This window comes from Salinarchaeum laminariae, assembly GCF_023204835.1.
Lineage (GTDB): Archaea > Halobacteriota > Halobacteria > Halobacteriales > Salinarchaeaceae > Salinarchaeum > Salinarchaeum laminariae.
In genome coordinates this window covers 1981096-2003317 of the sequence record NZ_CP096270.1, presented here as the reverse complement: position 1 = coordinate 2003317, position 22222 = coordinate 1981096, and the positions used below count along the sequence as shown (strand labels likewise).

21 protein-coding genes are annotated in these 22222 nt (G+C 67.1%); 10 read left to right on the top strand and 11 right to left on the bottom strand.

Annotated elements, in window-relative coordinates; translation table 11 throughout:
• Nucleotides 1-9 precede the first annotated feature (9 nt).
• Together MXF70_RS09330 and MXF70_RS09325 are read right to left on the bottom strand one after the other, a co-directional pair.
• The gene (locus tag MXF70_RS09330) at nt 10-1254 is read right to left on the bottom strand and encodes a lactate racemase domain-containing protein (RefSeq protein WP_248515354.1); all 1245 of its coding nucleotides are present in this window, start codon (nt 1252-1254) and stop codon (nt 10-12) included.
• Nucleotides 1255-1382: 128 nt separating this feature from the next.
• Nucleotides 1383-4253 (bottom strand): AAA domain-containing protein, encoded by a 2871-nt coding sequence (locus MXF70_RS09325; protein WP_259370343.1) that lies wholly within the window; start codon nt 4251-4253, stop codon nt 1383-1385.
• Between the two features lie 82 nt (nt 4254-4335).
• Between MXF70_RS09325 and MXF70_RS09320 the strand changes: the two genes are divergently transcribed.
• From MXF70_RS09320 to MXF70_RS09310, 3 genes are all read left to right on the top strand, one after another.
• Nucleotides 4336-5670 (top strand): hypothetical protein, encoded by a 1335-nt coding sequence (locus MXF70_RS09320; RefSeq protein WP_248515353.1) that lies wholly within the window; start codon nt 4336-4338, stop codon nt 5668-5670.
• 89 nt (nt 5671-5759) lie between these two features.
• The gene (locus MXF70_RS09315; RefSeq protein ID WP_248515352.1) at nt 5760-6479 is read left to right on the top strand and encodes a metal-dependent hydrolase; all 720 of its coding nucleotides are present in this window, start codon (nt 5760-5762) and stop codon (nt 6477-6479) included.
• A 313-nt stretch (nt 6480-6792) separates the two neighbouring features.
• On the top strand, nt 6793-7893 hold the full coding sequence (locus tag MXF70_RS09310; protein ID WP_248515351.1) for a site-2 protease family protein: 1101 nt from the start codon (nt 6793-6795) through the stop codon (nt 7891-7893).
• 75 nt (nt 7894-7968) lie between these two features.
• Here MXF70_RS09310 and thiL read toward each other — a convergent pair whose 3' ends face one another.
• Nucleotides 7969-8886 carry a thiamine-phosphate kinase gene (gene thiL, locus MXF70_RS09305; protein WP_248515350.1) on the bottom strand — a complete coding sequence of 306 codons (918 nt, stop codon included), beginning with the start codon at nt 8884-8886 and terminating at the stop codon, nt 7969-7971.
• A gap of 130 nt (nt 8887-9016) precedes the next feature.
• Nucleotides 9017-9655, bottom strand: coding sequence for a class I SAM-dependent methyltransferase (locus tag MXF70_RS09300; RefSeq protein WP_248515348.1), 639 nt, complete (start codon nt 9653-9655; stop codon nt 9017-9019).
• 235 nt (nt 9656-9890) lie between these two features.
• On the opposite strand from MXF70_RS09300, the gene MXF70_RS09295 reads away from it, so the two are divergent.
• The 5 genes from MXF70_RS09295 to MXF70_RS09275 all read left to right on the top strand — a co-directional run bounded on the left by MXF70_RS09295 (nt 9891) and on the right by MXF70_RS09275 (nt 13495).
• On the top strand, nt 9891-10346 hold the full coding sequence (locus tag MXF70_RS09295; protein ID WP_248515347.1) for a 30S ribosomal protein S19e: 456 nt from the start codon (nt 9891-9893) through the stop codon (nt 10344-10346).
• A 235-nt stretch (nt 10347-10581) separates the two neighbouring features.
• Nucleotides 10582-11667, top strand: coding sequence for a metal-dependent hydrolase (locus MXF70_RS09290; protein ID WP_248515345.1), 1086 nt, complete (start codon nt 10582-10584; stop codon nt 11665-11667).
• A gap of 194 nt (nt 11668-11861) precedes the next feature.
• Nucleotides 11862-12506: a hypothetical protein gene (locus MXF70_RS09285; RefSeq protein WP_248515344.1), complete on the top strand. Its 645-nt coding sequence runs from the start codon at nt 11862-11864 to the stop codon at nt 12504-12506.
• The gene (locus MXF70_RS09280) at nt 12499-13152 is read left to right on the top strand and encodes a DUF2238 domain-containing protein (RefSeq protein WP_248515343.1); all 654 of its coding nucleotides are present in this window, start codon (nt 12499-12501) and stop codon (nt 13150-13152) included. Before MXF70_RS09285 ends, MXF70_RS09280 begins: the two co-directional genes overlap by 8 nt.
• A 76-nt stretch (nt 13153-13228) precedes the next feature.
• Nucleotides 13229-13495: a DUF8028 family protein gene (locus MXF70_RS09275; RefSeq protein ID WP_248515342.1), complete on the top strand. Its 267-nt coding sequence runs from the start codon at nt 13229-13231 to the stop codon at nt 13493-13495.
• A 101-nt stretch (nt 13496-13596) separates the two neighbouring features.
• Here the strand turns inward: MXF70_RS09275 and MXF70_RS09270 are convergent, their stop codons facing one another.
• The 4 genes from MXF70_RS09270 to MXF70_RS09255 all read right to left on the bottom strand — a co-directional run bounded on the left by MXF70_RS09270 (nt 13597) and on the right by MXF70_RS09255 (nt 17279).
• On the bottom strand, nt 13597-14517 hold the full coding sequence (locus MXF70_RS09270; protein WP_248515341.1) for a thiamine-phosphate synthase family protein: 921 nt from the start codon (nt 14515-14517) through the stop codon (nt 13597-13599).
• Nucleotides 14518-14625: 108 nt separating this feature from the next.
• Nucleotides 14626-15987, bottom strand: a complete 1362-nt coding sequence (locus tag MXF70_RS09265; protein WP_248515340.1) for an NRAMP family divalent metal transporter — start codon at nt 15985-15987, stop codon at nt 14626-14628.
• A gap of 180 nt (nt 15988-16167) precedes the next feature.
• Nucleotides 16168-16674 (bottom strand): halocyanin domain-containing protein, encoded by a 507-nt coding sequence (locus MXF70_RS09260; protein WP_248515339.1) that lies wholly within the window; start codon nt 16672-16674, stop codon nt 16168-16170.
• A gap of 113 nt (nt 16675-16787) precedes the next feature.
• On the bottom strand, nt 16788-17279 hold the full coding sequence (locus MXF70_RS09255) for a halocyanin domain-containing protein (protein ID WP_248515338.1): 492 nt from the start codon (nt 17277-17279) through the stop codon (nt 16788-16790).
• A 150-nt stretch (nt 17280-17429) separates the two neighbouring features.
• On the opposite strand from MXF70_RS09255, the gene MXF70_RS09250 reads away from it, so the two are divergent.
• Nucleotides 17430-18314: an ATP-grasp domain-containing protein gene (locus MXF70_RS09250; RefSeq protein ID WP_248515337.1), complete on the top strand. Its 885-nt coding sequence runs from the start codon at nt 17430-17432 to the stop codon at nt 18312-18314.
• 48 nt (nt 18315-18362) lie between these two features.
• On the opposite strand, the gene MXF70_RS09245 is transcribed toward MXF70_RS09250, so the two are convergent.
• The 3 genes from MXF70_RS09245 to MXF70_RS09235 all read right to left on the bottom strand — a co-directional run bounded on the left by MXF70_RS09245 (nt 18363) and on the right by MXF70_RS09235 (nt 20977).
• The gene (locus MXF70_RS09245) at nt 18363-18740 is read right to left on the bottom strand and encodes an Hsp20/alpha crystallin family protein (protein ID WP_248515336.1); all 378 of its coding nucleotides are present in this window, start codon (nt 18738-18740) and stop codon (nt 18363-18365) included.
• Between the two features lie 136 nt (nt 18741-18876).
• Nucleotides 18877-19722, bottom strand: a complete 846-nt coding sequence (locus tag MXF70_RS09240; RefSeq protein ID WP_248515335.1) for a HalX domain-containing protein — start codon at nt 19720-19722, stop codon at nt 18877-18879.
• A gap of 184 nt (nt 19723-19906) precedes the next feature.
• The gene (locus MXF70_RS09235; protein WP_248515334.1) at nt 19907-20977 is read right to left on the bottom strand and encodes a type II glyceraldehyde-3-phosphate dehydrogenase; all 1071 of its coding nucleotides are present in this window, start codon (nt 20975-20977) and stop codon (nt 19907-19909) included.
• 213 nt (nt 20978-21190) lie between these two features.
• Here MXF70_RS09235 and gap point away from each other — a divergent pair, with 213 nt between their 5' ends.
• Nucleotides 21191-22216, top strand: coding sequence for a type I glyceraldehyde-3-phosphate dehydrogenase (gap, locus tag MXF70_RS09230; protein WP_248515333.1), 1026 nt, complete (start codon nt 21191-21193; stop codon nt 22214-22216).
• Nucleotides 22217-22222 lie beyond the last annotated feature (6 nt).

Below are 22222 nucleotides of genomic sequence, written 5' to 3'. Positions count from 1 at the left end.
CAATCGGGGTCAGGACGTCCGTTCCGGTGAGACCAGCAAGGTGTCGATCGCGTCCGGAACGACCAGCACGTCACTCCCCGGTTCTATTGCATCGGCGACGGACTCCATCGATCGCATCAGGCATTCCTCGACGATCGCCGAGGCGTCTGGGTCCGACACGTTCGTCACGTAGACGTCGTGCTCGCGAAGCACGCGGGCGAGGACGAACGCTCGCTGAGCACCGGGTTCGTAGCCCTTCGCCATCGCGTCGTAGAGCGAGTCGGGCGTCGCCGCGTTCGAAAGCCACTCGTAGAATCGCTGCTCGCCGGTGCCCTGGCCTGCACCTTCGGGTAGCTCTGCGGGGATCACGATTCGCCCACCATCTCGGAGCGGGTTTCGATCCCCAAGGGCGACGTAGGTCGCCGCGCGACTCGCCTGGTAGAGATTCGCGTCCTTCGGCGCGCCGATGCCCGCGACGACGGCGTCGTACTCGCGGTCGATCGGCACCGAAAGCGCCTCTCGTGCGGCCTCGGCGAGCTCTCGAACCACGGGCCGTGGCGAGCCTGCTACGACGTCGAGGATCCCCGAGGGACCGTGGGTCACGTTTACGCAGAAGTCGGGTCCGACGAGCTGTCCCGCTCGATCGACGAACTCGCGGAACGGATTGTTCGCAACTCGCCCGAGTCGCACGCCGTCCTGGCCGAGCAGTTCGGGGCCGTGCGTGTGCCGAATAATCGGTTCGCCGCCGGCGCCGATGGCGACGGTCTTGGCGCCGCCGGAGAAGCCCGCGTACTGGTGTGGTTCGACCATCCCGGTCGCGAGCACGAAATCCGCTGACGCGACCGCAGGGTGGAGGTCGATCGACACGCTATCGACCGTCCCGACCTCGACAGTCCCCTCCGGATCGTGATTGATCGCGAGATCGGCGTACTCGCCGTAGGCGTCTGCCAGCTCCGCATCGGTCAGCGGGCGGTGCAGTCCGAGCCCGACGACGATCGTCACGTTCTCTCGATCGACGCCCGCCGCGTCGAGTCGGCCGAACAGCGCGTCGAGGAGCACGTCGTCGGGCGTCGCACGGGTCACGTCCGTAACGACGATCGCGATCTCGTCGCCCGCGTCTACCCTGTGTGCGATCGGCGGGCCGAGCGGTCGGTCAAGCGCTCGTTCGGCAGCAGCAGCGACGTCGACCGGCTCACCACCCGTGGGCTCGGCGACGGTCACGTCGCAGTCCGGAAGCTCGACGTCGATCCTGTCCTCGCCGAGCGGGAGTTGCATACCGGATCGTCTTCGGTGCAGTAGCAAAAACGGTGCGCACCGATCGGTCGGGACGGGACCGTCCGCCAGCAGCTTTGCCTACCGCCCTCAGCCTGTGCCAACCGTCCTCAACTCTGCGCCCACTGACCTCAGCCCTGCGCCCACTCGACCATCCGTGCGTAGACCGGATCCGAGCGGAGTGCGTCGGCGTCGCCAACCAGCACGAGCTGGCGTTTCGCTCGCGTCAGCGCGACGTTCACGCGGCGATAGTCCTCGAAGATCGGACTGTCGAGATCCTCGGTCGCGACGAAGGAGACGACGATGACCTCCTTGCTGGAGCCCTGGAAGCGATCGACGGTGTCGACCGCGATAGCCGTCGTACCGTCGTCCCCGCCGACCCGATCGTCGTCGGCGAAGTGATCCTCGAGCCGGTCCCCGATCGTCGCGACCTGGGCGCGATAGGGTGCGATCACGCCGATGTCGCCGGGATCGAGACCGGCGTCGAGATAGGTCTCGACCATCTCGGCGATCCGGTCGGCTTCGACCGCGTCGGTGCGACCCGCGTCGTCGCCACCAACGTCGAGGAAACTTACCCGATCTGCAATCTCGGCGGGGAGCGCGTCCGCGTCGACGTCGTCGAGATCTGCGAGCGCGTGCCCGGCGACTCCCGGCGTCGCCGGCCGGAGCGCGCCGTCGTAGAACTCCCGGGAGGAGAATGCCTGGATCGCCTGCGCCATTCGGTACTGCTCCTCGAGGGAGACGCCGGCTTCGGGGTACGTCTCGAGAAGGCGCTGGAATAGGGAGGTCGAGAGGTCGACGTCAAATGGCGTGCTCGGGGCCTCCTGCGGGCCGGATTCGGCCTGCACGACCGGCGGGAGCTGCTCGTGATCGCCGACGAGAACGAACCGATCCGCCCGTTCGATCGCGGCGAGCGTTCCGGGCTCGGTGAGCTGAGAGGCTTCGTCGACGACGGCGACGTCGAAGGACTGCTCGCTCATGATCGTCGAGCCACAGGAGGCCGCAGTTGCGGCGACGACCGATGCGGATTCGAGGGCATCGACGAGCTCCTCGGGATCGCCGCGACGCTCCAGCCGAACGTCCTGCATGTCCTCGCGAACGCCGTTCGCGGAGCCGACGCGGATCGCATCGTCGAACTCCTGATCCTGCAGCGCTTCGAGCGCGTTGTCGACGGCTCGGTTGGTGAACGCCGAGAGCAGGACGCGATCTCCCTGATCGACCAGGGCGCGGACGAGTCGCGCGATTGTGTACGTTTTCCCCGTTCCCGGCGGCCCGTGGATCAGTGCGAAGTCCTCGGCGGCAACGGCACGCTGCACGGCGGCGTTCTGGGCGTCGTTGTTCGGGACGAAGGGCTCGGGGTCGCTCTCCTCGCTCGAGCCGAGGACGGCGTCGTCGAACGCCGGCTCGGCGCGCTCGAAGAGCACGTCCTTGCGTCGCTCGTCGCCCTTGAGGACGCCATCCATCAGCGCGGCGACGAGCCGATCGGCCGTGATCTCGGAGGGGTACTGATCCAGTCGCGTGAGTTCCACCGGCTCGTCCGCTGTGACCACGACCAGTTCGGGATCGAGCCGCTTAATCCGGCAGAACTCGGCGTGGCCCTCGATCGGATCGCCGTCGCTGGCGAGGGCGAAGTCGCCCTCACGGAGCTTCGAGACCGCGGCGCTGGGGCGCCGGGCGGTGAGTCGCCAGCGCCCGCCGGGGAGCGCCTCCTTCCCCTCGAACTCGAGGTCGACGAGCGCGCGGTCGTCCGCGGCCCGTTCGGCGGGCGTCTGCTCCCAGAGCTTCCGGTACTCGTCGTGGATCGCCCGTCGTTCCAGCTCGATCGCGTGGTAGAACGCGTCGAAGTAGTCCCGCTCGGCGTCGGGGACCTGCCGGCCGATGGCGCCGGCTTTCGACTCCTGGCCGAGCCGCCCCGCGACGACCATGCAGGTGTCCTGCACGAAACACCGGTCGCAGTTCGCATCGGCCTCGTGACCGGTCGGCACGCTCACGTCGTGTTCCATCGCGGCCAGCTCGTTCCGTGCGCGCAACGCGAAATCGAGCAGGCCGTCGGAGAGGCTGAACTCCTTGGCCGGTGAGAGGTCGCCGCCGGTCTCCGCGCGGTCCAGAGTCGCGTTCTTGGTGTAGAGGAGGATGCCGGTGTCGACGGGAACCCCGCGCTCGCGGAGCATCAGCGCGTACATCGCGGCCTGAATCTTGTCGTGAAAGCGTGGATCCGAGCGGGTGTTCTTCCCCGTCTTCAGCTCGACGGGCATCCCGCGACGGACGGCGTCGGCGCGCCCCTTGAGTCCCAGCTGCCTGGAGATGAGCAGCTGTTCGCTGCGCCAGTCGTCGCCGTCGGTGAGCGTACCCTGGTCCAGCCAGCCCTGGATCGCCTCGGCGTGTTTCGTGACGGTGTCGGTGACGGCCGCGGGATCGAGTTCGAGGAGGCCGATCTGGAGCCCGGACTCCTCGACGCGATCCTCGACTGCCGTCGGTACGTCCACGCCGCGCAGGAGGTCGCCGAACACCTCGTGGACGATCGTCCCGAGCACCAGCGGCTCGGCGAGTTCGGCGTCGTCGATCTTCGAGAGGTAGTACTGGCGAGGGCACTGGACCCACTCCCGAACGTCGGTCACGTCGACGAGGAAATCCGGCTCCACGACGACGAGGGAGTCCGGCGTCGTCGACGCCGAGTGAACCGCGCCGGTTGCTGGGCTGGTCGCCGTTCCGCCGTCCGTCGTCGGTTCCTGGTCGTCGGCGGGGGTCGAATCGGTCGAACTCGTAGCGGCGTCGACGTTGGCGGGTGCGGCGTCGGGCGCTTCCTCCCAGTCGGGATCGGTCACGCCGAGTTCCATTCCGGGGTCGAGGTAGCCGGCGGTCTCCGCCCAGCTGTTCCAGAGCGTGACGGTCACGGGACCGTACTCGTCGCTGCGGAGCGTCACCTCGACGAGCTCGCTGGTCCCGCGTTTCGTGGAGACCTCCCGGACGTCGCCGACCTCGAGTACCCTGCCGCGTAGCACGTGCAGATTCGGATCGGCATCGGTCAAAACGCTGTCGCACACCGCCGATGGAGGTATCACGCTGGCGGCCTCGGATCCGATCGTGCTAGATCGCAGATCCGTCCTGCGACGGACCGGCGCTGCGCTGGCGACTGCGTCGGTCGCGAGTGTCGCTGGCTGCCTCTTCGGCGACGGAGGTAACGACGACGGCGACAGCGACGACGGCGGCTTTCTCGCCGTCCTCCCGGACCCGCGACCGCACGTCGTCCCGAGCTTCCACGTCGCGTTTTCGTACGACCCGGTCGTGCTCCGGAACGAACTCGGCGCGGATCCCATGCCGAATCTCGCGGGTGAGTTCCTCGCGATCGTCGGCGAGATGGACGGAACCGCAGTCGCGGACGTCGATCGGCTGGCCGGGCAGACGGTGCAGCAGGTCGGACACACGGGCGACCTCTCCTTCGCATCGCCACACGGCACGGATCTCGTGATCGAGGGATCGATCGACGCCGACGGGGCGGCGAGCTGGCTTGCCAGCCAGGATCAGCTGTCGGACCTTGGCGACGAGGCGGGCTACCGACGGTTCGGCAACGGCGGCCAGATCGTCGAGGCGTTCACGGTCGACGACGCGACGCTGACGTTCGGCAACCGCGAAGTGACGGACGTCGACGCGAGCGGGCTGGTAACAGCGGCGATCCAGGCGCTCGACGACGGGTTCGACGCGAGCGACTACCCCTCGCCGGAGCTCCAAGGCGTGATCCAGGCGCTCCCGGCGGGGACCGCACGGATCGCGACGACGTTCGACCTCGTCGCCGAGCGGCCGGACTCCGGCACCGAGGCCTACGACGAGGCTGCGGGCTCGCTCCTCGCCGCCGGACTCGGCGCGACGATCGGCGCAGAGACGACCGAGGTGACCCGAGTGCTGCGCTACCGCGAGAACCGCGCGCCCAGCGCCGACGCCGTGCAGACCGCCACGGAGGCCGCAGTCGCAGCGGGTCACGTCGCCGAGGGCGACTGGACGGTCAGCAGAAGCGGGCGAACGGTCCGGATCGAGGGGTCGGTTTCGACCGCGGCGCTACAGGATCGACCGGTGCTACTCCGGCGGGCCGTCCCGGTCCCGGCCTACGCAGATCTCACGGCCCCCATCGATCCGGCGACGCTTGGTCGAGACGCACCGCCGCGCACCAGCTGGTCTGCGACACAACGCGACGACGGCACCATTGTGATCGTTCACGAGGGCGGCCCAGAGGTCGATGATCTCACGGTCAACTACGTCGTCGACGGCGACCAGACTGCCGAGGAGTGGGTGGGCCCCGTCTCGTCGGGCGACCAGTTCGTCACTGCGCAGGCGCCGGACCCCGACAGCACGCTCGACCTCGTCTGGGCGAACGGGACGGCGAACGAGACGATCCTGCTCCGGGCCGGAATACCGGGCGAGTGATCGGATTCGAGGATCGGTTCACGGAGGACCGCTCCCCTGCCACGACCACCCACGGTTAAGGTCGTCTCGACCGTATCTCCGTCTGTATTATGGAGCTTACCTGGCACGGCCACTCGACGTGGCACGTCTCCGTCGGCAGCACCGACTTCCTGATCGACCCATTCTTCGACAACCCGCACACGAGCCACTCCCCCGGAGACGTCGACGCACCGGACTATCAGCTCCTGACGCACGCCCACGCTGATCACATCGCCCACGCGGGCGAGTTTTCGACCGCGACGACCGTCGGGACCCCCGAGCTCACCGGCTATCTTGAAGACGAGCAGGGCCTCGAGGACACGATCGGGATGAATCTCGGCGGCACGATCGAGTGTGGCGATGCCTTCATCACGATGGTCCAGGCGATGCACACGAACGGCGTCAACACGGGCTACGAACACGAGGCCGGCATCCCCGCGGGCTACGTGATCAGCGACACCAAACCGACGCAGCTCGACGACGAGGAGAGCGAGACGTTCTACCACGCCGGCGACACAGCGCTAATGACGGAGATGCGAGACGTGATCGGTCCGTTCCTCCAGCCCGACGCCGCGGCGGTCCCCTGTGGAGATCACTTCACGATGGGCCCCCAGCAGGCCGCCGTGGCGATCGACTGGCTCGACGTCGATCACGCGTTCCCGATGCACTACGACACGTTCCCGCCCGTGGAGATCGACGTACAGGATTTCGTCAACGAGGTCGCCGGAACGGGAAGCGACGCGGACGTTCACGTGCTCGACGGCGACGAGTCGTTCTCCCTCGAACCCTGAGACAATCATTTCCCCTGGGACAGTCGTTTCCCCCGAACGCATCGCAGGTCGCTCGACCGATTCCCGGATCCGCGTACAGGGTTTATGAGGTGCGAGCCGCTACGATCGGGCGATGCCTCCCGAGGACCCCCGACGTGGACCGGACTCGTCGGGGGGTGGCCGACGTACCGGGACCGACCCACCAGACGACGGCCAACCGGGTGACGGGGGTGACGATTCACCATACTGGAGCAGCACGTCTGCCAATGGTGGAGCCGTCGACAGACGAGACGGCGAATGGCCCGCAACGCAAGGCGACCCTGGCGACACCAGTGTGCCGCCGCCGTCCCCGCGAGAGATCGAACGCGCATTCCACGTGACGGAGGTCAGGACGGAAGGCGATCGCGTATACTACTTCGGGCACGCGCTCGTAGAGGAGGGGCTCGCGCGAGCGCTCTCGACGACCTTCGAGCGTGCAGGATACGAGATATCACACGTCGAGCGTGCCGGCGAGGACGTGGTCGTCGCGCGGCCGCAGACGACCGACGACGGCGGCCTGCCGTGGACGCACCTCCTGCTGTTCGTGTTGACGATCGGGTCGACGCTGGTCGCCGGCTCGTACTGGTTCTACGTCGATCCCGTCCAGGAGCCCGGACAGATCTGGCGAGGATGGCCGTTCTCGGTCGGGATCATGACCGTTCTGGGAATCCACGAGCTCGGCCACTACGCGATGACGCGCCGACACGGCGTCGACGCGACGTTGCCGTACTTCATTCCGGTACCGACGCTCATCGGCACGATGGGCGCGGTGATCCGGATGAAAGGGCGGATGCCCGACCGCAGGGCGCTGTTCGACATCGGCGTCGCCGGCCCGATCGCCGGGATCGTCGCGACAGTCGTTGTGACCGTGATCGGACTCCATCTCGATCCCGTGACGGCGCCGGCCTCGCTCGCGAACGCGGAGAACACCCAGGAGATAGCGATTGGCTTCCCGCCGCTATTGCAGTTCCTGGCCTGGCTCACCGGGCAGCCGCTCTACTTCGAGGATCCCGCGAGGACGGTTCACCCGCTGGTCATTGCCGGCTGGGTCGGGATGTTCGTGACCTTCCTCAACCTCATCCCCGTCGGGCAGCTCGACGGCGGCCACGTCGTCCGCTCGCTCGCACCGGCCTACCAGCAGGCGATTTCGGTCGCGATCCCGCCGATTCTCTACGGGCTGGCGAGCTACCTGCTGGTCGTTCGGAACGTCGCACCGCGCAACGTGTTGCTCTGGGTCATCTGGGGGACGATCGCCCTCGGACTCGCCGTGCTCGGGCCCGCGACGCCGATGGACGACGACACCGAACTCGACCGGAAACGACGGCTCGTCGGCATCGCAACGTTCGTCGTCGGACTCTCCTGTTTCGCGCCGGTGCCGATCGCGATCGTGAGCTGAACGGGTGCGGCCCCGGGCCCCGTTCCCGACCGCCTTTCACCCGTTCTGACAGGATGTCGGTGGCACTGCGACCGATCAGTTCTCGCCGTGCGTGTAGCCGCGATCGGGCAGGGGTTCGCCGTCCATCGTGAGCGACTGCGCGTCCTCCCTGTCCGCTTCGGTCACCTCGCCGATTTGGGTGAGCGGAACCGGACACGCCGCCGTCGCGGCCTCGACATCCTCGGTCGGAATGGTACAGACCAGCTCGAAGTCCTCGCCGAAGAACGCGCCCAGTTCCAGTCGGTCGGCAGCGTCGGTGGCAACGTCGTCGACAGCGGCGTGGATCGGTACCAGCGTGGAGTCGACGTCGACGCCACAGCCGCTGGCTTCCGCGAGCTGGTGGAGCGACCGGGCGAGCCCGTCGCTACTGTCCATCATGGAGCTGGCGACAGGTGCGAGTGCTTCACCCGCAGCGACCCGTGGCGGGAACCGGAACAGCTCGTTTGCCCGCTCGAGTAGCTCCGCGCTCTCCTCCGTCTGGCCGCGCTGGAAGAATCGGAATCCGGCAGCCGATCGGCCGAGGTCGCCAGTCACGCAAATCGCGTCGCCGGGTTCCGCGCCGCTTCGACGGACTGGATCGTCGGTCTCTCCGAGCGCCGTCGTCGCGACGGTGAACTCGACGTGCTGATCGAGGTCGCCGCCGACGTACGCCGCCTCGACGGACTCACAGACGTCGTTGGCACCGGCGACGAACTCCCTGAGATCGTCGTCCTCGAAGGATGGCGCCGCGTAGACGGCGACGGCGGAGGTGGCGTCGGCACCCATCGCCGCGACGTCGGAGAGCGATGCGCCGACGGCCCGCCAGCCCGCCGTGTAGCGCGTCGTTCCGTCGGGGAAGTCCGTCGTGTCGTGGAGCATGTCGGTGGTGACGACCTGGCCGTCGACCACCGCTGCGTCGTCCCCCGCGTGGGGCAGCGTCTCCCCCAGCATCCGGAGGGCCGATCGCTCGTTCATGTGGTGATTTGGGTGCGCGACGTGGTATAAGGGTACGGACGCCGATCGGCGGTAGGTCGTCCGAGTGCCCGAACGCTCGAACGCTCGAAGGCCCGAATGCCCGACGCTCGAACTCCAGAACGCTCGACCGCTACTCGGGAACCGCCTCCATCCCAGTCAGAATCCCGAACAGCGCGGTCCAGTGATTCCGGACCGTGAGCGGCGATCGGCGGACGATCGCCAGCGGCTCTTGCGTCCAGCGGCAGGCGTGTTTCTCGAAGTGAGCGTCGGCACGCCAATCCTGAAATTTCGCGATCGGACCGACGCTGCTGCGGCCGTGTTCGAGCAGGAGGACCCGTCCCTCCGGTTTGCAGACCCGGGCCATCTCCGCGAGCGCGGCGTCGGGATCGGGAAACGTACACGTCGAAAGCGAAGAGATCACCGTGTCGAAGCTGTCGTCGGGGAAGTCGAGGTCCTGGGCGTCCATCTCCCGCAGGTCCTCGCCGAGCACGAGGTCGTCGTGGCGATCCGCGGCCCGGTCGAGCATCGCCGGGCTCGCGTCGATACCGGTGTACGCAACCGATTCTGGGAGGTAGGCGCGGTTCGTCGCGAGTCCGCAGGCGACGTCGAGCACCTCGCCATCCGCGGTGTCGAACGCGCGCCGGCGGTACCGGCCGCTGAGGAGGCGGTTGAGCGCTGCGAAGCGATCGAACGTAGCGGCCTGGTCGGCGTAGACGCTCCGGACGTCCGCGAGCGTGCTCGACCGAGAGTCGGCGGAGTCGCGCGCCATTCGTTCGTGTGTCTTCGGAGGGCTGGGACGGGCAAAACCGCTTCCCTAATCCAGAAGGGCCACTATACGTAGCTACCAGATCGGCGCCACAGGACGAACGACGCCGTCGCAGGCCGAACGCCGTCGCAACAGCCCCACCCGACGCATACCAAATGAACCCAACGACCACCACCCCTTTCACTGGACCGGCCCCGAATCCGATGCCCTTTAATGCCACGCCGGGGAAGCAGAGGCCATGACGACGCTCTACGACGTCCCCGCCGAGGACCTCATCGACGCTGTCGCCGAGGATCTCGCGGATCGACTCGAGGAACCGGAGTGGGTACAGTTCGCGAAGACCGGCAACGACAACGAGCTCCCCCCTGAGCAGGAGGACTTCTGGTCCCGACGTGCCGCCAGCGTCCTGCGCAAGGTCGCCACCGACGGCCCCGTCGGCGTCGAGCGACTCTCGACGGCCTACGGCGGCACAAAGCGCGGGTCCAACCGATACGTCGTCTCCCCCGCCAGCCGAGAGGACGGCTCCAAGAACGTCATCCGGACGATTCTGCAGGACCTCGAGGAAGAGGGCCTGGTCGAACAGGCCGGCTCTGAGGGCCGCATCGTTTCGGACGACGGCCGTGCGCTCCTCGACGAGACGGCGGACGAGGTCCTCGAGGATCTCGATCGGCCCGAACTCGAGCGCTACGCCTGAACGCGGATCGACCGCGATCCCGTCGCCCCCTGCAGCCCCGAATAGGGCAGTCCTGAGTTCGTTGTTTTCGTTTCGTTCCTACGGCCACGTGTGCCACAATCGCCACGTCACTCCTCACGTCCACGGCCAGTTTTCCGCCGAATAGCGCTGAATTTCCTCCGAATAGCGCGGAGTGTTCCCGCGTCACACGCACGGGCGCGAGACTTAAGCGTGCTGACGGCGAATTTGAAATACATTGTTCATCGGCCATGCACTTCTGGCGTTCGCCCTCGCGGTGCTGATCGCGGAGTGGCGAGGCTGGCCGGCCCACCGAGCACTCGCACTTGGAGTCGCAACCGGCCTGTTCGCTGCACTCCCCGACGTCGACGTGCTCTGGGCCGTCGTCGCGATGGATCCCGCCGCACTCGTCGCTGGCACGCAGATTCGCCCCGGCGAGTTCTGGGGAACGGCTCACGGCGTCCATCGCTCGATGACGCACTCGCTCGTGGCCGCGGCGATCGCAGGCCCGGCGTTCGCACTCTGGACCCTCCGGCGCACCGACGGCGATCGTAGCGAGAATGGCCGTCGCGTCGGCGACGATGCTGACATCGGCGACGCGCGCGAGAACAGACTGCTCGAGGCGCGAGTCCTCCCGAGCCGACGGTCACTCGCAGGTGGCGCCATCGCACTCGTCCTGCTCGCAGTGCTCGTCGGCGCTTCCGTCGTCGCAGACGGGTTCGTCGGCGGCTTCGTCATGACCGCGTTCGTCCTCGGTGGCATCGGAATCGCCGCCGGTAGCAGGCGGTATCTCGGACTCTCCCCGCGCGTGATCGGGATCGCCGCCGTCGCCGGAATCGCCTCCCATCCGTGGGGCGATCTCGTGACCGGCGAGCCGCCAGCGCTGTTCTATCCGCTGGACGTCCACCTGCTCACGAGCCGCATCGCCCTCAGCGCGGATCCGACGCTTCACCTGCTCGGCGCCTTCGCCATCGAGTTCGCGGTCGTCGCACTGGCAGCGGCCGTCCTCGCCCGACACGTGGGGCTCTCGCCGCACCGGCTGGTCGATCGGCGGGGCGGTGCGGGAGCGCTCTACGGCGCCGCAGCCGTCTTGATGGTCCCGCCGACGATCCACGTTTCCTACCAGTTCGTCTTCTCGATCCTGACCGTCGGCGTCGTCTGTGGCGGTATGCGTCGATCACAGCGCCGGCCCTACTCGCTACGGGCGCTCTATCACCGTCTGATCGGAGACCCCGAAGCAGCGCTTCGGACGACGTTCACGGCGCTTGCCGGGATCGCGATCGCACTCGCGAGCTACGGTGTCGTCTATCTCGTCGTCGGCTGAACGGCGGCCCTCGGACCGTGGGAACTATCGATTCCGTCGGCGTCGCGATGCCGATTCCACACAGATAGCAGATGCCACACTGGTAGCAGAGTAGATGAGCGGAGCAGGCTACCCGAGTGGCGAGTAGGGAGCCGTGAGGCTCACCGCAGTTTGGTCACACAACGTTATTATATCGACTGCCAGTAGGACGTGTCATGTCAACGAGCGGCCTCGGAGAGCTACTCGCGGACGGCCGACGCAACGCTGCCGCGTCGTGGCTGTTCGTCGCCGTCGCGGCAGCCGCCTGGATCGGCGGGGTCATCGTCGCCGGACCCCTCTGGTCGGTGTTCGCACTCGCGGTCGTCGTGCTCGCGGTGCTCCCGCCGATCGTCTATCGATCGCGGTACGTCATGTTGCCCTGGGAGGTGCTGGCGATGGCGTCGCTGCCGCTGATCGGGCTCGCCATCGGCGCACAGCGGCTCTCCGGGCCGTTGTTCGCGTATCTTGCGATCGCGGCTGTAGGGCTCGTGATCGTCGTCGAACTGGACTCGTTCACGTCGATTCGTTCCTCGCCAGCGTTCGCGCTCGTCCTCGTCGTCGCCGCGACGATGGCCGCGTCCGCCACGTGGCAGCTCCTGCAGTGGTACGCCTCCATCCTGCTCGATCGGAGTTACGACATGACCAACGACGAGCTGATGATCGAGTTCGTCTACGCCACGCTCGCCGGCTTCGGCGCCGGCGGACTGTTCTGGGCGTACTTCCGACGGATCGCACTCACCGACCGCGTCCCAATCGATATCCAGGATCAGGTCGCGCAGTCACCGTCCACCGACGACGCACAGGAGGGCAACGATGTCTAGGGTTGCCCGCCTCCTACCGTCGGAGCGCCGCCAACGGCAGCTCACGCGAGCGATGGAGATCGCGCTGGTCGGACTGCTGTTCATCGGCCTCGAACGCGGCAACCCCGGCATTATCGTCAACACCGGCGTCGCACTGGCCGTCATCCAGCTGCCGGCGATTCTTCAGCGAGACTATGGGCTCCCGATGGACGCTCGGCTCACTCTATGGATCTCCTCCGCAGCCTTCCTCCACGCGGTCGGCGTCGTCGGAATTCCTGGCATGGGGTGGACGTTCTACAAGGGGCTGTGGTGGTGGGATCACGTCACCCACTCGCTGTCGGCCTCGGTCGTCGCCGCGGCGGGCTACGCGACAGTTCGTGCCATCGACATCCACTCCGACGACGTCCAGATCCCTCCGCGGTTCGCGGCCGTCGTCATCCTGATCTTCGTGCTCGCATTCGGCGTGCTCTGGGAGCTCCTCGAGTTCGCGATCGGGATCAGTGCCGACCTGTTCGGGATCCAGGGCATTCTGACCCAGTACGGCGTCGAAGACACGCTCAAGGACCTCACGTTCAACACCATGGGCGGGCTCATCGTCGCCATCTGGGGCGGAATCTACCTCACCGACCTCTCGAGTGCGATCAGCGAGAAGATCGGCGTTCGCTGAACCACTCTACTCGTCTCGCTTCCGAGAGGTACGAACGTATTTGCGAGTGGCTCGCTTACCCTTCCACACGCCCTCCATGTCGAACGGATCCGCCGATTCGCCACAGGACGACGTAGCGTCACCGCCCCGCCGACCGTGGGCGCGCTCCGCCCGACGCGCGACCGCGGCCGTCAGTGGTCCGGTTCGAGCGATCGCATTCTGGAGCGCGACACTCCTCCCGTTCGTGTACGTCCCACTGCTGGTGCTCGGACTCGACACCAGGCGACGAGCGGGCCTCTTCGCGTTGCTCCTGCTGGTCCACATCTTCGCACTCCTGCTTGGACAGTCCTACAGCTCGGAGTGATCGTACGCCAAGGAGTGGTGGTCACGACCGGGCGGAAGCCCTGGCGTGCGACCTGAGACGCCTGACCAACTGTGGCGGATCGCCAGCGCAGGAGTGCAACGTTACCGCGTCGACTCCGCGAGATCGATCGCCAGTTCGACCGCTTCCTCGGCCGTCTCCCCGAACACGTAACAGACCGGCTCGACGCCGAAGGCACCGCTGTGGTAGCAAACGGTCGGCACTGATCCCCGCTCCTCGAACAGCGCGGTCAGCCGCTCGCAGCGATCCTCGTACTCCGGATCGAACTCGATCGGCTCGATCCCGCGGTCGCGGGCGGCTGTGAGGAGCGACTCGTCGAGCGCAAGATTGATCGCGCCGCGAACGTCGGGATCGACGGCCATCGCTGCGAGGACGGCGGAGGCGACGTTCCGGGACGCGCCGAACTCTGGGTTCGCGGGCACCTCGATCCGACCACGCATCCTGATGAGTCGCCCCGGAATCGCCGCGACGTCCGCGGGCTCGACCGCACCGGGAACCGCGGTCGCGACGTTGGTGCCGACGTTGGGGATCAGCGGCGCCATATCCGGGGTCGCGCCGAGTTGACGCGCGGCGCGACGTACTGCTGCGAGGGCCTCTCGCTCGGCTGCGACGGCTTCGTCGGTGCCTCGCACGCAGAGGTCACAGCCCAGTCCCTCGAGGGCGGGCATCGCCTGCTCGTGCAGCTCGCAGATTGGGCCGCGGTCCTCGAACTCGCGAACGGTCGTGAGCAGCTCCGCCAGCGCGTCGACCTCGTCCAGCGAGCCGTCCGCGAACCCGTCTGCGATTCGCTCGACGGTTGCCACCATTCGCGGATGCTCTGCGATCGGCTCGGCTATCTCGACCTTCCCGTTGAGGTGGTTGCTGACCGCGGCCTGAGTGATGCCGAGCCGGTCCGCGATGGCCTGCTGTGTCAGCCCCCGGTCGTCGAGCTCGCGAGCGAGCATCGCCCTGGCCGTCGGGACGAACTGCTCGGCGACGATCTCTTCGGGGAGCCGAAGGGTCATAGAACGGCGTACGCACAGGCCCTACAAAGCCGGTCGGGTCTGGAGACGAGCGACGGTCGTATCGAACGATCCGATCAGTTCGAGACGACGGGCTGTTCGAGCCCCGGATCAGTTCGGAGCGCCCGAGCCGGCGCGTCGGTCGAGCACGTCACGAACTGCCCGCACCGCGACGCCGAGCGTGCCCAGCCCGAGGACGGCAGCGAACGCCACGACGGCAGCTGCGGTCGGCTCCGCCATTCCGCCGTCGACGAGGGTGTCCCACTCTCCGCGAACGAAGTCACCGGCAATCACGGTCGTGACGGCGACGAGCAACACGCCGCCGACGTTGGCACCGATCGACGGGCGAACCGGCACGGCCTCGGGATCGTTGAGCAGGGCGAGAACGACCACGAGTGCGAACGGCGTCCCGACGAGACCGAACGCGAGCGTGAGCGAAAGCAGTTGGAAGAAGGCGCCACCGAGGAACGGCCCGATCGCACCGGCGGCCGCGAACGCAACGATCGCGATCCGAAATCTCGCGTCAGAGACGGAGGGCTCCCAGCCTAGCTTGTCGGCGACGAGATACGGCGGCACAACGGTGTTCGCGCCGAGCGTCGTGACCGCGGCACCGGCGAGACCGAGCAGGAAGAGGTTCTCCGCCTGCCCGCCAACGGCGGGGCCGAGAGCCTCAGCCGCGCCGAGAGCGGACTGGCCCTGGCCGGGATCGAGCACGGTCGCCGCGACGACGAAGATCGCGAGACTGTACAGTCCGAAGGCGACGAGCATCGAGCCGGCGACGTCGACGCGCAACAGCCCCTCGTTCTCCGCGGTCCAGTCACGGGCACGCATGGTGTAGCTCTGCATCGTAATCAGCGTGACGTGGACGGCGCCGCCGAGAATCGCGGCGGCGAGCAGTGCGGCGTCGACGTCGGGAATCGCTGGGACCAGTCCGCCGGCTGCGGCCCCGAGATCCACGGGGACGAGAAACACTGACGCGACGAAGAGCACGACGACGGCGGAGACCAGCACCTTTGCACCCCACTCGATCAGCGCGTAGCCGCCCCCAGCGAGGCCGACCGCGAGGATCACCGCCCACGCGACGCCCCACAGCTCCGGGCTGCCCCCGACGAGCGTCGACGAGACCTCCGCGACGGTCTTCATGATCACGATCTGGGCGAGCCCCGCCGCGAGGACGACGTCGAGGACGAGGAGCCACGCCCAGACCTCGCCGAGGTGTTCCTCGACGACGGCGACGATGCCGGCCTCGGTATGCAGGCCGACGAGCGCGGCGAGATACTGTGCGAGCGCGCCGAAACCCGCCGAGAGGACGACCACCCAGAGGAGCGTGTACCCGTACCCCGCGCCCGCTGCCACCAGCGACGCCATCGTCGCAGGGCCCGCGGCGATCGCACCTGCAATCCAGGTCGGGCCGACGTGCGCTGCGACCCCGCGGAGCCGTCCAGCGCTACCGTCACTGCTCGTTTTACTCATACCCCCACTGTCTGGGGTTCCGGCAAAAGCGTTCAGATTCTCCTGTCCGATCGTGGGCGACCGGCATCGCGGCCGGGCCACTGTGGCCCCAGATACGCTGGTGGCCGCATCCGACTCAGTCGCCAGACGATCGCCGGCCGCAGCCGACGCCGCTCCAGCGTCGGTGGTGCAGTACCGAGATCAGACGACGTGCACTGCGCCGACCATCCCGACGGTCTCGTGGGGCACGCAGATATACTGGTACGTGCCGGTCGACTCGAAGGTGTGTTCGAAGGTGACGTCGTCGCCGGCTTCAGCCGTTCCGGAGTCGAACGACCCGTCCTCGGCCTTGACGTTGTGTGACTGTCCCTTCCCGGTCCACTCCCAGGTGACGGTGGTGCCGCTGTCGATTGCGATCGCGGGCGGGCCGAACTGGTAGCCGTTGGATCCGGCGCCGACGTCGACGGACACCGAGCTCTCTCCGGTCCAGTCCACCGTCCCTTCGTAGAGATCCGTATCGCTGAACCAGTCGCCGTAGTCTGGCTCGTCGTCGATGTACTCGTACTCCCCGTTCCCGTCGTCGCCACCATCGTCTCCGTCGTCGCCACCGCCATCTCCACCGCCAGAACAGCCTGCCAGCGAAGCGGTTAGCAGGACGCCACCAGCGGCGGCCATAAAGCTACGACGGTCGGTGGATTCCGATGTCATCTGTGTGGGTGCCTCCACCCGAACCAATTCGGCCACGGAACAAGGGCGGTTCGTCGGTTCTCAAGAACCGGGAAGCGATGGGAACTAGTTGGGGGCAAGGCCCTCCGAGTGGCTCACACGACGTCGACCGCACCGACCATGCCGCCGTTCTGGTGTGGCTGACAGACGTAACGGTAGGTGCCAGCGGACTCGAACGTGTACTCGAAGGTCGCGTCGCCGCTCGCGGTCGCCCCGCCGGAGCTGAACGTCTCGTCCGTCGCGACGACGTTGTGAGGACCGCCGGTACCCGACCACTTCCAGACCACCGTCGTCCCCGCGTCGATCTGGATCGCTGGCGGGGCGAACAGTCGTCCCTGATCGCCCGCGCCGACGTCGACCGTGACCTCGTCCCGGCCGGTCCAGTCCACAGTCCCCTCGAAGTTACCGGTGTTGTCGAACCAGCCGTCGTAGTCGGGGCCGTCGTCGAGATACTCCCAGTCGTCGCTGGTCGCGCTGACGCCGTCGCCGCCGATACAGCCCGCGAGCGCAGCGGCGATCGCACCGCCGGTCGCTGCGAGAACGCTGCGTCGGTCGATCGATGAATCGAAAGACATCGGTTCGGTCACTGGATTCGCGTAGACCTGAGAACTACAAAAGCCGTCCCGTTCGTTCCCGATCGGTGAGAGCGACGGACCGGCGAGAGGCGACCGAATGGAGGAACGGAACTACTGCGATCGAGCGGAATCCATTTGCCGGACCACGACAAGCACCCGGACGTGTTACGTCTGGCCGTCGCCACGCAGGCGGAGACCTTCGAGCGGCTGGTCGAGCCACTCGCCGATCGCGGGATCGAGGTGGACCACCTCCAGACGCGGGAGCGCACCCTGCCGCTCACGGGAGCGGGATCGGACGAGGAGCCGGCCGCTGTAGCCTTCGGTGAGACGGAGTACGACCTCGGCTACGTCTACCCGCCTCGTGACGTCGAGGGCGCAGTCGCCGACGTCCTGCTCGACCTGCCGTGGCTCAACGGTCGAACCGCCGTCCAGACGTCGCGGAACAAGGCGGCGGTGCTGGCCAGGTGTGCCGAGGCGGGACTCCCGGTCCCCGAGACGGTGCTGGTCTCGAACCCTGTCGACGAGTCGGCGATTCGGGACGCGGTCGAGCGGGTCGGTACGCCTGCCGTCATCAAGCCGACGTCGACGACGCGCGGCGTCGGCGTCGCGAAAGTCGGTGACGCCGACTCGGCACTCGGCGTCGCGGACTACCTCGAACTCGTCCACGAGTTTCCCGCGACGGGCGACAAATCCTATCTCGTCCAATCGTTCGTGCCCGACGCGCGAGACGTTCGCGTCATGACCATCGACGGCGAGTACGCCGGCGCCGTCGAGCGCCGACGCGACGACGGCGGCTGGCGCCACAACGTCCACCGAGGCGCGGAAGCGACGGCAATCGACCCCGATCGGGGGCTCCGGGAGCTGGCGGAGTCGGTCGCCCAGGAACTCGGGATCGACCTGCTCGGCGTCGACCTACTGGTCACCGACGACGGCGCCGTCGTCTCAGAGACCAACGCACGACCCACGGTGGACGACGCCTCGAAGTACGAACCGGAGTTCTACGATCGGCTCGCGGCGACGATCGAACGCGTCGCTGGGGAGAACTGAGAATCCGCAAGGAGAGCCGGCGACCGCGAATACCGCTACAGCCGATCGCTACAGACTGATCGACGCCGAGTCGTCCGTACGCTCGAACGTGACCTCGAGAACGCCGTTGTTGAACGACGCGTCCGCGGAGTGTTCGTCGACTGTCGTCGGGAGCGTAATGTGCTCCTGTAGCGCGCGCTGTTCGCTTTCGACGTCGAGGGTGAGCATCTCGCCGTCACACCGCAGGGAGAGGTGGTCGCGCTCGACCCCGGGCAGGTCCGCGACGACGCGCACCTCCTCTTCTGTCTCGTGAACGTCGACGTGCGCGTCGGCGCCAAAGCCCGTCTCGTCGATCGTGGAGGCACCGCCGGTCATCACGTCGTCCATCAGCCGCTCGATCTCGCGGAAAATGTCGTCGAATGGGTCATCCCGATCGTCGCGGCGCATGAGCGTGGGTGGTACCCCACCCGGCAAAAGCCTTCTGCCCCGTGCAATCGTGTCGCATGGACCGACAGAACGACCTGCGCAGCAACGACGAGGCCCTTGCGCCGCTGTGCGACGATCGCCGCCAAGGCCTTTCGTATTATCTACGCGCGAGCCAGCGGTGGCTCGCGTTCGCAGCCTGCTGCACGCTACCACAGCGCGTACATTTCCAGACGAAGGCGCCGAGTTGCTCGTACCCGTTTGCCAGACCGCCGCCGTGGCTGGTGCCCCATTCGAGTCCGCAGTCGGAGCACTTGTCGGGGTGTCGGCCCCCGCCGGCGCCGGCGTCCTCGCTCGCGAATCCTGCACCCGGATCCGCCTCGAGCGACTCCATCAAGATGCGACGGTCGGTCTCGTCCATCGAGGTCCTGATCCGTTCGAGCGCCGCCTTCGTCTGGTCGATCCGCTCCTGGATGTCCTGGTAGGTCTCGTCCTCTGAAAGCGCCGTCTCGCTCTTGCCGACCTGCATGTTCGCGGCGTGGGTCGTGTACTCGAAGAAGGCCGAGACGGCTCGCTCGTACGTGGCGATACGGGCAAGCCGACTGACGGCCTCCCTGAGGTCGTCCTCCTCGAGTGGTGTGAACAGGCAGATGTCGTAGCCAGCACCCTCCAGCATCGGCGGCTCGTCGTCTCCCTGCACGAGAATCGACCGCGCAAAGGGGTTTCTGACCCCCAGACTATCGAGGAGCTGCTGCTTACTGTCGTCGGAGACGCCGGCGCCGAGGACCGCGACACCGATCTTCGGCGAGATCAGCTCACTGGCGCCCGCGGGAGAGTTCGCAGTCTCGACCGGGAACGGCGAGTCGATCCACGATGCGTAGCGATCGGCGCGGTTCGGCCCGTCGGCTACGAGGACCGTCGGCGCCGAAATCGCTGGCGTATCGGCGGCTCGCGGTACCTCCTCGGAGGTTTCCTCGTCGGAGTCGTCACCGAGGGACGCGCTCATATATTCTTCGTGTCAACGCTACCTCAAAAGTGTTCTCGCTGCGTTCTCATCGTGTAGAATTCGATTCGACAATCGCCGGACGTGGGACGCAAACAGAATGAAAACGAAATAGAGTTTCGTGATATTCAGTTGGGCCTGAAACGGTCGGTATATCGGAGTCGTGCGCGTCGCGCAGAGACCGAACTCAATCGTCCGCAGCACCGGCCTCTCGCACGTCCCGTGCGGGTCCGACGGGCCGGTCGTCGAGACCGAGTGCGACGTTCGTCATTCGCCGGCTCCGATCGGCGTCGGCCAGGCCCGTGACCGCTCGGACGGCGTCGACGTTCTCCGGGACGACGTCGGCCTCCTGGTGAATCGCCTGGAAACAGCTGATCTCCCCGTCCGAGACGGAGATCGAATCGGCCCAGACGCAGTTCTCCCAGACGTCACCTCGCGGCCGGTCGGCGTCCTTGGCGATCTCCTTGAGGCCGCCACAGCTCTCGACGCCGAGGTCGCCGGGGACGAGGAACAGCCGCGGCTCCGCAGCGAGGCGGTCACGGACCGTCGCTTCGTCGAGATCGGGCGCGGCCTCGTCCAGCGTAACGGAAACCGCGTGGAGGTGCATCCGCGTCGCCGGCACCGTCACGCCCATCGTGTCGACGTCGACGTCGGGGAGGACCGTTCGCACGTCGGGGCCGTGGTGGGAGGGAATCTCGATCGGGTCCGGCAGGATGTCGTCGATCGGGCCGCGGTCGGGCTGGGCGGGATCGCCACCCCGGCGTACGAGCGTTACGCGGGCGCGCTCGACGCCCCAGGCGTCGTCGAGCGGCGCGAGCAGCCGGGCGAGCCCGGTCGTGTTACAGGAGACGACGCGCACCCGATCGGCACCGATCGCATCGTCGAAATTCGCGCGGGCGACGAAGCTCGCGTCGGCGACGTCGTGTCGTTCCGCGCCCTGGAAGATAGCCGGCGTGTCACGAGCCGCGTACTGGGGTGCGTTCTGCTCACCGACGCCGCCCGGCGTCGCGTCGACGATCACGTCGCTCTCGTCGATCAGCGACTCGACCGGTCCCGAGAGCGGGATCCCTGCCTCGTCGAAGCGGTCCGCTCGCTCGGCCGGCGCGTAGACCGAGAACCCCTTCGACAGCGCACTCCGGGCGCCGGCGTCGGGGGAGCGTTTTGCGACGCCCACCACGTCCATGTCCGGCTGTGTTGCTATCGCGTCCGCGACGCGTTTGCCGATGGTACCGTAGCCGTTGACGCCGACGCCTACCATGCACAACGATCCGGCTGCCGACACCATAAACATTCCTAAAGATCATTATAGATCCCTACTCGGAATAGAGTACCCGGGCGACAACAGCGGGGCCGGCCGGACCAAAATCGGGCGAAGCGTCCGGGGAGCAAGTGCAGCCACCACAGTCGTCCAGCAGCGTACGGCCCAGTCCATTAGACAAATACTTTACCCGCACTGCACGAACATTCGACCATGAGCACCTCGAGCGATTCCGTGCGCGTCGGACTGAACGGCTTCGGACGCATCGGCCGCAACGTCTTTCGTGCGGCACTGGACAGCGACCAGGTCGATATCGTCGGCATCAACGACGTCATGGACGTCGACGACATGGCGTACCTCCTCGAGTACGACACCGTCCACGGGACGACCGAGGGCGTCGAGATCGACGGCGGGGACATCGTCGTCGACGGCACCACGTACCCGACCTTCTCCGAGAAGAATCCCGCCGAACTCCCCTGGGACGACCTCGACGTCGACGTCGCATTCGAGGCCACTGGCCTGTTCCGCACCCACGAGGACGCGAGCAAGCACGTGGAGGCAGGCGCAGACAAGACGATTATCTCGGCACCGCCCAAGGGCGAGAAAGAGGTCCTGACGGTCGTCTACGGCGTCAACCACGACGAGTACGACGGTGAGGACGTCGTCTCCAACGCCTCCTGTACGACGAACTCCATCTCCCCGGTCGCGAAGGTGCTCGACGACGAGTTCGGCATCGAGTCCGGCGTCCTGACGACGACACACGCCTACACTGGCTCCCAGAACCTCATCGACGGCCCGAAGGCCAAGCGTCGACGAGGCCGCGCGGCAGCCGAGAACATCGTTCCGACCTCGACCGGCGCCGCACAGGCGACTACCGAGGTGCTCCCGCAACTCGAGGGGAAACTCGACGGTATGGCGATGCGCGTCCCGGTCCCCGACGGATCGATTACGGACTTCGTCGTCACCCTCGACGCCGACGTCACCGAGGCAGAGGTCAACGCAGTACTCGAACAGGCCGCCGCAGGCGACCTCGAGGGCGTGCTCGGCTACACCGAGGACGAAGTCGTCTCGAGCGACATCGTCGGTGAGCCCTACTCCTCGATCGTCGACGCCAACTCGACGATGGTCATGGGCGATCAGGTGAAGGTGCTCGCCTGGTACGACAACGAGTTCGGCTTCGCGAACCGGATGCTCGACCTCGCAGCCTACGTGACCGCCGAGGCCGCAGCCGAGGCCTGATCTCGG